This is a genomic window from Oceanivirga salmonicida (assembly GCF_001517915.1).
Classification (GTDB): Bacteria; Fusobacteriota; Fusobacteriia; order Fusobacteriales; family Leptotrichiaceae; genus Oceanivirga; species Oceanivirga salmonicida.
The window spans coordinates 1-12,448 of sequence record NZ_LOQI01000052.1 but is presented as its reverse complement, the minus strand read 5'-3'; the positions used below and the strand labels follow the sequence as shown (position 1 = coordinate 12,448).

The 12,448-nt window shown below is 22.7% G+C and carries 9 protein-coding genes; all 9 read left to right on the top strand.

From position 1 onward, the window contains the following. Positions 1-295 precede the first annotated feature (295 nt). Complete coding sequence (locus AWT72_RS06475; RefSeq protein WP_067142593.1) at positions 296-1,480, top strand: mechanosensitive ion channel; 1,185 nt, start codon at positions 296-298, stop codon at positions 1,478-1,480. 175 nt (positions 1,481-1,655) lie between these two features. Beyond that, on the top strand, positions 1,656-2,429 hold the full coding sequence (locus AWT72_RS06470; RefSeq protein ID WP_067142590.1) for an undecaprenyl-diphosphate phosphatase: 774 nt from the start codon (positions 1,656-1,658) through the stop codon (positions 2,427-2,429). Between the two features lie 5 nt (positions 2,430-2,434). Beyond that, positions 2,435-3,814, top strand: a complete 1,380-nt coding sequence (locus AWT72_RS06465) for a coproporphyrinogen III oxidase (RefSeq protein WP_067142588.1) — start codon at positions 2,435-2,437, stop codon at positions 3,812-3,814. Further along, a complete protein-coding gene (locus AWT72_RS06460; protein ID WP_067142585.1) occupies positions 3,801-4,346 on the top strand; it encodes a helix-hairpin-helix domain-containing protein in 546 nt (181 codons plus the stop codon). The genes AWT72_RS06465 and AWT72_RS06460 overlap by 14 nt, the downstream gene beginning before the upstream one ends. Before the next feature lie 13 nt (positions 4,347-4,359). After that, positions 4,360-6,720 (top strand): PD-(D/E)XK nuclease family protein, encoded by a 2,361-nt coding sequence (locus AWT72_RS06455; RefSeq protein WP_067142582.1) that lies wholly within the window; start codon positions 4,360-4,362, stop codon positions 6,718-6,720. Then, positions 6,710-9,544, top strand: coding sequence for a UvrD-helicase domain-containing protein (locus AWT72_RS06450; protein WP_067142579.1), 2,835 nt, complete (start codon positions 6,710-6,712; stop codon positions 9,542-9,544). Before AWT72_RS06455 ends, AWT72_RS06450 begins: the two co-directional genes overlap by 11 nt. 181 nt (positions 9,545-9,725) lie before the next feature. Beyond that, on the top strand, positions 9,726-10,748 hold the full coding sequence (gene gap, locus AWT72_RS06445; RefSeq protein ID WP_067142576.1) for a type I glyceraldehyde-3-phosphate dehydrogenase: 1,023 nt from the start codon (positions 9,726-9,728) through the stop codon (positions 10,746-10,748). Positions 10,749-10,818: 70 nt separating this feature from the next. After that, complete coding sequence (locus AWT72_RS06440; RefSeq protein ID WP_067142573.1) at positions 10,819-12,030, top strand: phosphoglycerate kinase; 1,212 nt, start codon at positions 10,819-10,821, stop codon at positions 12,028-12,030. Positions 12,031-12,034: 4 nt separating this feature from the next. Next, a partial coding sequence (locus tag AWT72_RS06435; protein WP_067142596.1) for a nucleoside 2-deoxyribosyltransferase occupies positions 12,035-12,448 on the top strand: 414 nt, incomplete at its 3' end.

Here is a 12,448-nt window from a genome sequence, read left to right as displayed (position 1 = left end):
TACCATATTAAATAAGTTTTGCATAGTGTTTTATTTGAAAAACTTGACAAAAAAATACCTTTATTTCAAAAGGCATTGACTATATTTTTAACTAGTTAAATTTTCTAAACTCACGATGATATTGAAAATGATATAATTAGAATTTTTATGAAATTTAATGAAGAAAATATAAATATATTTTTTATAAAAAGGAAAAAAGATCAAATATATGTTAATGAAGATAAATTGATTTATTTGTAATAAATACTTTATTTATGTTACAATATTAATATAAAATAATATAGGGGGATTTAAAATGGATCAAATTTTAAAATTTATTGGAAGTATGTTTGACATGATTCCAAATTTAATTGTAGCAATAATATTGCTTATAATTACATTAATAGTATCATCATTAGCAAGAAAGTTAGTAATTAAACTGGGGAAAAAATTAAAGGTTGAAACATATTTTACTAAAATGAAAGTAGTAGAGAATGAAGAAAAGGGACATGTATTATTAAAAGTTTTAGGAAATATAGGGTATATAATTGTATTCTTAATTATGATACCATCAGTTTTAGCTCGTTTAGGTATGTATAATGTTGCAGAACCTATAACAAGTATGTTTTATGCAGGATTAAGCCATATTCCAAAGATATTAGGGGCAGGTTTAGTAGTATTTATAGGCTACATAATTGCTAAAATATTAAAGGAAATTATTACAAATATATTAAAAACTTTCCATTTAGATGAAAAAGTAAATAAGTTTACAAAATTAGAAGAAGGGAAAATACTTTTTTCTGAATTAATAGGTCAAATAATATTTGCACTAATATTAATAGTTGCTATTATAACAGCATTAGATATATTAAATTTAGATGCTATAGCTAAGCCAACAACACAAGTATTAACAATATTATTATCTTATATACCTAATATAATGGTATTTATTATATTAATACTAATAGGAGCATTATTATCAAAATTAATAGGAAGTATAGTAAATGGATTATTAATAACAACAGGTGTAGATAAATTAATAGAATGTGAAAAATGTGAGATACTTAAAAATAATAAACCATCTGCAATAATAACAATAGTAGTTAAAGTATTAATTTTTGGAATATTCTTTATAGAAGCAATAAATGTACTAAATTTACAAATATTAACAAATATAACAACAAGTATATTATTATACTTACCAAATGTATTTGCAGCCTTGATTATATTAATAGGAATATATATAGCTATTAAATTCTTATTACCTATAATTGTAAAAGCGACTAACTCAAAAATAGCAGAATTAGTTTCAAAGATATTTATATATGTATTTGGAATGTTTATGATATTAAATCAATTAGCAATTGCACCAGAAATAGTAAATATTGCATTTATAGCAACAATGGCTACATTATCATTAACATTTATTCTAGCATTTGGATTAGGTGGAAAAGATTTTGCAAAAGATTTATTAGATAAAATAAATCAAAAAATGAAATAAAATTATTAAAGTTACTATAATTTAAATTATAAACTTTAAACTAAAAAATACTAAATATTAAGATTTTAATTATCTGAAACTTAGTATTTTTTTAGTAAATACTTGGCTAATATTAAACTTTTTTCTTTTAAATTAATATGATATAATAAGGGAAAGAAAAAAATTAGGAGACAATATGATAGAAATTTTAAAGGTAGTATTTTTAAGTTTTATAGAAGGTTTAACAGAGTTTATACCAGTTAGTAGTACAGGACACATGATAATAGTAGAGCATTTTATAAATTTATCTAATAATAAGGTCTTTGTATCATCATTTGAGATAATAATACAATTAGGTGCTATATTATCTGTATTTGTATATTTTTATAAAGAAATATTTAAATTGGAGAAAGAAACTTTTATTAAAATAATAGTAGCAGTAATACCTGCTGGGATTTTAGGAGTCCTATTTTCAGACTATATAGAAGAAAAACTATTTAATATATATGTAGTATCATTTATGCTAATATTTTATGGTGTAATATTAATAATATTAGAAAAAATATCAAAAAAAAGCAAGGTGAATAGTTTAAATAATGTAAGTTTTAAACAAGCAATATATGTGGGAATATTTCAATGTTTAGCATTTGTACCAGGTACTTCCAGATCAGCTGCAACAATAATAGGAGCAATGTTACTAGGATTAAATAGGGTAGTTGCAACTGAATTTTCATTCTTTTTAGCAATACCTACTATGTTAGGAGCAACAACACTAAAATTGATAAAAATGCCTGTATTAAGTTTTAATGAATATATGTTAATATTGTTAGGTTTCGTACTTTCATTTATATTTGCATATGGATTTATAAAATTCTTTATGGAATATATTAAAAAGCATGATTTTAAAATGTTTGGTTATTATAGAATAACATTAGGTATTATATTATTAATAATAGTGAAATTGGTATAAAACATATGAAAATAGTAAGTGAATATGAAGAGAGTAAATATAATGAAATAGTATATACACTTTTTAGAGATATAGATGACATAGTAACTATAATAGATAAAAGTAAAAAAGATAAAATAATTTTAGAATTTAGTACAGATAATAAATTTTTTGAGTTTTCAAGTCATGTATTATTTGATATGCAAAAACAAAAACAAGCAATGTCAAAATCTGGATTGCTTTTATTATATAATAAAAATATTGAATGGGGAGCATTAGTTGGCATGAGACCAACTAAATTAGTATATAAATTTTTAGAACAAGGTAAAAATTTTAGCGAGATTAGAAAGATTTTAACCGATATATATTTAGTAAGTGCTTCTAAAATAGATTTATTAATTGAAATAGTTAAAAATTCTATGGATTATATTGATAAAAAAACAGTAGGAGTATATATTGGTATTGCATTTTGCCCAACCAAATGTACATATTGTTCATTTCCTGCATATCTAAAACAAGGTAAATATGCAAAGATATATGATGAGTATATTAAAACTTTAATTACTGAAATTAAGGAAGTGGCTTTGGTTTTAAAAGAAAAGCAAGTTAAAATTAATACTATGTATATAGGTGGTGGAACACCTAGTTTTTTATCATATGATGAATTAGAATTATTACTTAAAACTATCAATGATAATTTTGATTTAACTAATATAAAAGAATATACTTTTGAGGCAGGTCGTATAGATACCTTAGATGAGATAAAACTTAAAATGTTAAGAGAATACAAAGTTGATAGAATAAGTATTAATCCACAAAGTTTTAAAGAAAAAACTTTAAAGTTGGTAAACAGATACCATAATATAGATAAATTAAATGAAATATATACTATATCAAAATCCCTTGGATTCATAATTAATATGGACTATATCTTATCACTACCTAAGGAAAATACACAAGATATATTAGAAACAATAGAAAAAATGAAAGATTATGATGCACATAATATAACTATACATAATTTAGCATTAAAAAAAGCCAGTTATTTAAATAAGAGTAAATATGAATTAGATGAAAATATAGATTTTGAATTAGTATATAAAAAAATATATGAATTTATGAATGAATATGACTATATACCTTATTATATGTATAAACAAAAAAATAGTTTTGGAGAAAATATTGGTTTTTGTAAAAAAACTTATCAATCAATATATAACATAGATATGATAGAAGAAAATAAAAATATTTTTGGTATAGGAGCAGGTTCTATTACTAAATTAATAGATAAAGACGATATAAAAAGAATTGTAATGCCTAAGGATCCAATATCATATGTACTAGAATTTAAGGATAGAATTGAAAAGAAAAAGGAGATAATAAAGTTATTTTATGGCAAAAAATAGAAAAAATTATAAAAAAGAAATAAAATTAATTACAGTTTTAGTTGGTCTTATTTTCGCTTATTTTTTAAAAATGTATAAACAAGATAATTATATAGATGATAATAATGTAAAAGTTGAAATAAATGAACAAATAGTTTTAAAAGAATATAAAGATAATAATAAAAAAAATATAAATGATATATCCTTTGATGATTATAGGTCTTTAAATATAAGTAAGAAAAAAATAGATAACATATTAGAATATAAGAAGTATATGGGTAGTATAAATAAAATAGATGATTTAAAAAATATACCAAGAATATCTTATGATGATATTGATAAATTAAAAATATTTTTTGTAGATAATGATAAACCTGTATATATAAAACATAATATAAATAAAATGACTGTAAAACAACTTAAATATTTGGGTTTTAGTAATAAAGAAATTAAAAAGATATTAAAATATAGAAATAAAAAAACTATAAATAATTTAATAGAGTTAGAGGAAATAATAGGTAAAAAATATAAAAATAGTTCAATAAGTTTTTAGAAAGGTAAATAAAATGGCTATAAAATACATATTTAAAAATATATATGATGAATTAGATATAATAGAAAATAAAGAAATTTTGTATTTGTTTAATGCGAATATGATAAATGACTTTTTTGAAAATGTAATATTAACTGATAAAATAATTTTAAAAGAGGAAAAGGAAACCTTATTTTTTTATTCTTGTTTAAATAATAAACATAAAAAGTTATTTGGTATAAATTCATATTTTGATTGTATAGATATAGCATATAATTACTATTCATTAATAAAAGATTTATATGATAAAAACATTAAATTTTCTGATTTAGATTTAGAAAATTGGCAAATAGAATATATGAAGTCTATATATGAAATACATGAAATTATGCTATCAAAAATGAATGAATTTAATATGATGCCAAGATATTTAAAATATCATGATTATAAAATTAATAATAGATATTTAAGTAAATATAAAAAAATAATAATAGTTAATAAAATGCAAACTACTAGAAAAGAACTAGAAATATTAAATAATTTAAATGTTAATGTAGAATACCATATTTATACTAATGAATCAGATTATAATAAACAAAGTAATATGTTAATAGATATTACTATGCCAAAAACTAAAAATTTAATAAAAGCATATAGTTTTAAAGACGTATCAAGTAATTTGATATATTTAACTGAATATTTAGAAAAAAATAAAGACAAACAAATTTGTATAAACGATATAGGAACTGATAAGAGTATTTATAAAAATATAAATGAAAATTTACTTAATTATCATAGTGAAGAATATTTAGATAAGACTAAAATATACAATATACTTAATAAGGTACATAAAATATTAAGTGTTACTATGAATAATAAAATAAACTTATATGAGTTATATTTTTGTATTTTAAACAAGGAATTTAATAATTTTTTTAATTTATCAAATGACGATATACTAAAAATAAAAAAAGATTTTTCTAATGGGAAAAAATATATAAAAATAGAAAATCTTGGTAGCATAAGTAATATTTTTGATAAAAAAGTATATGAATTATGTGATGAATTGGCAAAAAAATACATTGATGAGGCAGATGAATTTTTAGAAGCAGTAACCGAAGTTAAAACATTAGAAGAATTTGGCTTTGATAAATATATTGATAATAATAAAGATATATATAAATTAATACTTAAATATTTAGATGCTAAAAAGAAAAAATTAAAACTTAGTAGTAAATTATTTGAAATAACAAAAGTAGATGATGAAAAAGTAGATAACTTTATCTTATTAAATGCACATGAAAATAATATGGCAAATATAAAAGAGTATATACTTAACACAAATCAAAGAAAAAAATTAGGCTTATTTGTAACTAATGACTATAAATACATAATGTATTATGAATATATTAGAAAACTATATTTGTCTAAAACAAGTCATATTATGTATGTTAAAAACATAGAAAATGATATAGATATAAAATCAGTATTTTCTAAATTTATATTAGAAAATAAAATTGAGAATATTAGTTTTGAATATACAACAAAAGATATAATTGAGCATAATAAATATGTATATAAGCCCGATATAATAAATAAAAACCCAGATTTTTTAACAGATAGAGATTATATAACTGCTATTGAAAAAGATAAGTTTAATTTAAGGATTAATGGGTATAATATTCAAAGTTTTTTTGAAGATGAATTAGTGTATATGCTAAAAAAAAGTATAGAAGAAGATAAAAAAAATGAATATATTATTCCACTTAATAATAGTATTGATGCTAGAACCATAGGGAATATTTTACATGAAATTATTGAAAGAGTATTAAATGAGAATTTAGATGATATAACAAGTATAAAAAATGTTAAAAATGAAGTTTTAATTAAATATAGTGAATATATAAAAAAAGAATACTATAATACATATGACTATTTACTATTTTCAATAATATTAGAGGACATATTAAATTTTAGTAAAAAATTATCTAAGTATAATATTAAAACAGAAGAAGCTGTTAAATTTGTTTTAGACGATGTGAATATATCATATAAAATGGATATACTAGCACAAAATATAAAAGATTTAAGTTATGATATTATTGATATAAAATCTTCTAAATTTAAAGACAAAAATGATTCATATTCGTATCAATTACAAGCATATAAAACATTTAGTGAATATAATAATAAATATAATATCTCTAATATTTACTTATATCATACTTTTGAAAACAAATATAAATATGTAAATGATGATGAATGTAATTTTAGTATAGAGGATTTTAAAGAAAGAATTAAATACATTAAAAGTTTAGAAAAATATACTGTAAATAAAAAATTTAAAGACTATAACCTAAGCAATATAATAAGGGGCGATAAGTATGAAAAGTAAAATAATTAGTGCCAGTGCAGGAACTGGTAAAACATATACAATGGCATTAGAATACATTAAAGCACTTAATAAAGGTATTAAATATGATGAAATTATGGTTATAACTTTTACTAAAAAAGCAACGGCCGAAATTAAAGAGAGAGTATTTTTATTCTTAAAACTCTTAGCATATAAAGAAAATGGCTATGAAAATATAGAAAAATCATTAGGTATTAAAATTAATAGAGAAGAATTAAAGCAAATATATAAAGAAATGGTTTCAAATTCTGAAAATATTAAAATAACTACTAATGATGCTTTAATAAATAGAGTTTTCAAATCAACTATTGCAGGGTACAATAATCTATATTCATATGAAATAGTCAGTGATAATAGTGAAGAATACATTACGAGTATATTAGATGAATTAATTACTAAACACTTTGATGTATTTTCAAGTCTGTATGAATTAAATGATCAAAAAACTGTTGAATCTCAGCAAGAATTAATAAAAAATATTTTGAAAAATAAACCTATGATATATGACATAGTAGATAAACCGTTTGTCTTTGATAAAAAGCAAGATATAAATCATATAAAAGATGATTTAGTTAAATTTTTTTATGAATATAAAGATATGATTTTTGTAAGAAAATATACATCTAATAAAGTATCAAAAACAGAAAATATAGTTATTAATGATAAGATAGAAGAAATAAAGAAAATTGAAAATGTAAATGAACTTTTGAATTTTTTTGGAGAATTTAGTGGAGATTTCTTAAAAAGAACTATACAAGGTGATAATAAAGAATTAGCAAAGACACTAAATACTAAAATCAAAGAAAGTGATTTTAAACAAAGAATATGTGAACTATATACAGAACAAGTTATATATAAATATAATGAAGTATATAGAAAAGTTGCTAAATTATGTTATGAAATAGATAATAGAATGAAGTTTAGTATAAAAAAATTGACATATGATGACATAACTTTTTTTACTAACATGTATTTAAAAGATAATTCATTAAATTTAATAAAAAATGGGGAAGTAACAGAAGATTTTTTAGAAATGATAGGTGGTAAATTAAAAGTATTAATGATAGATGAATTTCAAGATACTAGTCCTATGCAATTTAATCTATTTTTACCAATAATTAAAACTTGTGAATATATTTTAATAGTTGGAGATGAAAAGCAAGCCATATATGGATTTAGGGGAGCAGACAGTAATTTATTTAAAAATATTGATAAAATACTTAGAAATAATATTGAAAATATAGAAATTGAAAAAAGTACTTTATCTACATGTTATAGAACTAGTTCTAATGTTATAAATTATATAAACGAAACTTTTAATGATTTAGATAATTTTGATTATGAAAATGTTGCTTATGTAAAAGAAGGTGGATTTGTTGATATAGTAGAATCAAAAAATGACACTTTATACCTTGATATTGTTAATAGAATAAATAAAAACTCTAGTAATAGTAGCGCAATATTATTTAGATCAAATAAGGATTTAACTAAAATATTAACAGATTTAGAAGAAAATAATATAAAATATAATTCTATAAAAAGTATGGCATTAATTAAAGATAAAAATATATCAGATATTAAACTTTTAATAGACTATTTGGTAACAAAAAATACATATAAATTATTAGAATTTTTAAGAAGTGATAGTATTGCTTTTATGCTTAAAGATATAAAAAAATACATAGATGGAGATTTGGAAAAAGAAAATGAAATTATAGCCCATGTAAATGAATTAATGAAAGATAGTAGTGATTTTAAAAGAAAATATCTTGAATATTTTGGCTATAACAGTGAAATGAATAGTGAAGATATATTAAATATTAATAAATTTTTAGATTTAGTTGATAAAAGTAAAAATTTAGAGGATTTTTACGACACATACGATATAGTTATGACGGGTATAAATCAAGAAAATGCTGAAAGTAGTGGAATAAATTTAATGACTATACATAAATCAAAAGGTTTAGAATATGATGATATTCATTATGTATACACATTTAAAAAAGAAACTTTTGCCAAATATGTTTTAGTTAAAGAATATGATGAAAATTTTAATGTAGTAAATTTTGTATTCATTAAAAAAAGAAAAATCGTAGAAGAAACTGATTTTGGTAAAAAATATTTTGCAATGTATGATAATGAAGAAATAGAAGCAGCAATGAATTTAACCTATGTAGGACTTACAAGACCTAAAAAAAATCTATATGTATACTTTATACCTAGTAAAAATGACTATATGAAATTTATTCCAAAAACTATTGGTATGAAAATAGAAAGTTCTAATGAAAAAATGGATGAAAAAATAAGTGAATTTAAAAATGGAGATTTTTTCACCAAAACAAAATATGAAAAGAAAATAAAAAATATTAAAGTTAATAATATTGAAAGTGAAATGGTAAGAAAAACTGGATTGGCAGTCCATTATTACTTAGAATATTTAAAAACATTGGAAGATAAAGAATATAGTTATTCTATGCTTATGAAAAAATATGGAAACTTATTAGGGCCTAATATATGTAAAAATGTTGAAAAAAGATGCATTGATTTTGCAAATACTAATAAAGATATATTTGATAATAAATTTGAGATATATACTGAGTATGAAATTTTTGATGAAGATAAAAAATATATTATAGATAGACTTAATATAGATAGGGAAAATAAAATAGCATATATTTATGATTATAAAACTCTAAAAGATCCAGATAAAGTATTAGAATATAGAAATCAAATAGAAAACTATAAAAATATATTAAAAAAGGAAATGCAAGATTATGAAATTAGGACAAAATTATTAAGCATTTAAATTAAATTTAAGAAAAATAAAATAAAAAAAAGCATAAAAAACTAATAAAAACAATGATAAATATGCATAAAGTTAAAACTAAGATAAAAAAATCACGAAAAAACTATTTAAAAAAAATATAAAAAGTGCTATAATGAGTATGACAAAAGACAAATTAAAAAAATATAGGAGGTAACGTATTATGTCAGTAAAAGTTGCAATTAATGGATTTGGAAGAATAGGACGTTTAGCATTAAGATTAATGATAGATAATCCTGAATTTGAAGTAGTGGCAGTTAATGATTTAACAGATGAAAAAACATTAGCACATTTATTCAAATATGATTCAGCGCAAGGAAGATTCAATGGTAAAATTGAAGTTAAAGAAGGAGCTTTTGTAGTTAATGGTAAAGAAATTAAATCATTTACACAAGCAGATCCAGCATTATTACCTTGGGGAGAATTAGATGTTGATGTAGTGTTAGAATGTACTGGATTCTTTGTAAATCCTGAAAAAGCACATAAACATATAGAAGCAGGAGCTAAAAAAGTTGTATTATCAGCACCAGCAAAAGGTGGAAAAGAACCTGTTAAAACAGTAGTATTTGGTGTTAACCATAATATCTTAGATGGAACAGAAACAATAATTTCTGCAGCTTCTTGTACAACTAACTGTTTAGCACCTATGGCAAATGCATTACATAAAGCATTTGGTATAGAAACAGGATTAATGACAACTATACATGCATATACTGGGGATCAAAACACATTAGATGCACCACATAGAAAAGGTGATTTAAGAAGAGCAAGAGCAGCAGCAGTAAATATAGTTCCTAATACAACAGGTGCAGCAGCAGCAATAGGTGCAGTTATACCTGAATTAAAAGGTAAATTAGATGGAGCAGCTCAAAGAGTACCTGTACCAACTGGATCATTAACTGAATTAATGACTATCTTATCTAAGAAAGTAACAGTAGAAGAAGTTAACGAAGCAGTTAAAGGTTTCTGCGATGGTGAAACATTTGAATACAATACTGACGAAATAGTTTCTTCAGACGTAGTTGGAAGTTTAAGTGGTTCAATATTTGATGCTACTCAAACAAGAGTTATGGCTTCAGCTGATGGTAAACAAATAGTTAAAACAGTTGCATGGTATGATAATGAAATGTCATATACTGCACAATTAATAAGAACATTAAAATATTTTGTTGAATTAGCAAAATAAACTTAATTGATAGACCTTAAGTGATTGCTTAAGGTCTTTATTTTAAGAATAGATATTTTCAGGAGGAAAAATGAATAAAAAAACAGTTAAAGATTTAGAAGTAAAAGGAAAAAAAGTATTAGTAAGAGTAGATTTTAATGTTCCAGTTAAAGAAGGTGTTATTAAAGATGATAACAGAATTAAGGCAGCAATACCTACTTTAAAATATTTATTAGATAATGGAGCAAAAGTTATTGCATTCTCACATTTAGGTAGAGTAAAAGTTGAAGAAGATAAAGCAAGTAAAACATTAGCACCAGTTGCTATAAGATTATCTGAATTATTAGGTAAAGAAGTTAGATTTGTTGGTGAAACAAGAGGAGAAAAATTAGAAAGTGCAATTTCAGAATTAAAAGATGGAGAAATTTTAATGTTCGAAAATACTAGATATGAAGACATAGATGGTAAAAAAGAATCTAAAAATGATCCTGAATTAGGTAAATACTGGGCAAGTTTAGGAGATGTATTTGTAAATGATGCATTCGGTACTGCACATAGAGCACATGCTTCAAATGTTGGAATTTCAGCAAATTTAAGTGAAACAGCAGTAGGATTTTTAATGGAAAAAGAAGTAGAATTCTTAGGTGGAGCAGTTGAAAACCCTAAAAAACCTTATGTTGCTATATTAGGTGGAGCAAAAGTATCTGATAAAATAGCAGTTATAGAAAACTTAATAGAAAAAGCAGATAAAATCTTAATAGGTGGTGGAATGATGTTCACTTTCCTAAAAGCACAAGGATTAAATGTAGGTAAATCATTATTAGAAGAAGATAAATTAGAATTAGCAAAATCATTAATAGAAAAAGCTAAAAGTAAAGGTGTTGAATTAGTTTTACCAGTTGATACAATAGTTGCTAAAGAATTTAGTAACGACGTAGCATTTGAAACTAAATCAGTTGATGGTTTAGCATGTGATGATATGGGATTAGATATTGGAGCTAAAACAATAGAATTATTTGAAAAAGAATTAGCAGGTGCTAAAACAGTAGTATGGAATGGACCTATGGGTGTATTTGAAATGAGTAACTATGCAAAAGGTACTATAGGAGTATGTGAAGCAATAGCAAACTTAAAAGATGCAATAACAGTTATAGGTGGTGGAGATTCAGCAGCAGCAGCAATACAATTAGGTTATAAAGATAAATTCTCACACATATCAACTGGTGGAGGAGCATCATTAGAATTCTTAGAAGGTAAAAAATTACCAGGTGTTGAAGCAATTTCAAACAAATCGCGTGGTTGATAGTATGAAAGTATACATAGCAGGTTCGCTATTTAACGAAGCAGAAGTTTCACAAAGATTAAAAGAAGGTAAGATTCTAAGAGAAGAAATTAAAGATATTGATTTATTTAATCCAATAGAACAACCTTTTAATGAAGATAAACAGACTTTACCTACACCTGAGAGTATTTATGAAGGAGATGCAAATGCAGTTAAAAATTCAGATGTAGTAATATTAGATTTAACTAATGAGGATCCAGGAGTTATGGTTGAACTAGGTTTAGCAATAGCATATGGTAAAAAAATTATAGGTATAAATTCTGATATTAGATTAAAGTCTGCTAATAAATATGAAATACCTAGTTACGCAATGAATCATTTCGTATTAGGTGCAATATTAAAATATGGAGTATTAGTTTACTCATTTAAAGAAGCAGTA

Bases quoted from the DNA above. Each gene is read 5' to 3' on its own strand.
- AWT72_RS06440 (WP_067142573.1), top strand. From the start codon at position 10,819: ATGAATAAAAAAACAGTTAAAGATTTAGAAGTAAAAGGAAAAAAAGTA.
- AWT72_RS06455 (WP_067142582.1), top strand. From the start codon at position 4,360: ATGGCTATAAAATACATATTTAAAAATATATATGATGAATTAGATATA.
- AWT72_RS06465 (WP_067142588.1), top strand. From the start codon at position 2,435: ATGAAAATAGTAAGTGAATATGAAGAGAGTAAATATAATGAAATAGTA.
- gap (WP_067142576.1), top strand. From the start codon at position 9,726: ATGTCAGTAAAAGTTGCAATTAATGGATTTGGAAGAATAGGACGTTTA.
- AWT72_RS06450 (WP_067142579.1), top strand. From the start codon at position 6,710: ATGAAAAGTAAAATAATTAGTGCCAGTGCAGGAACTGGTAAAACATAT.
- AWT72_RS06460 (WP_067142585.1), top strand. From the start codon at position 3,801: ATGGCAAAAAATAGAAAAAATTATAAAAAAGAAATAAAATTAATTACA.
- AWT72_RS06470 (WP_067142590.1), top strand. From the start codon at position 1,656: ATGATAGAAATTTTAAAGGTAGTATTTTTAAGTTTTATAGAAGGTTTA.
- AWT72_RS06475 (WP_067142593.1), top strand. From the start codon at position 296: ATGGATCAAATTTTAAAATTTATTGGAAGTATGTTTGACATGATTCCA.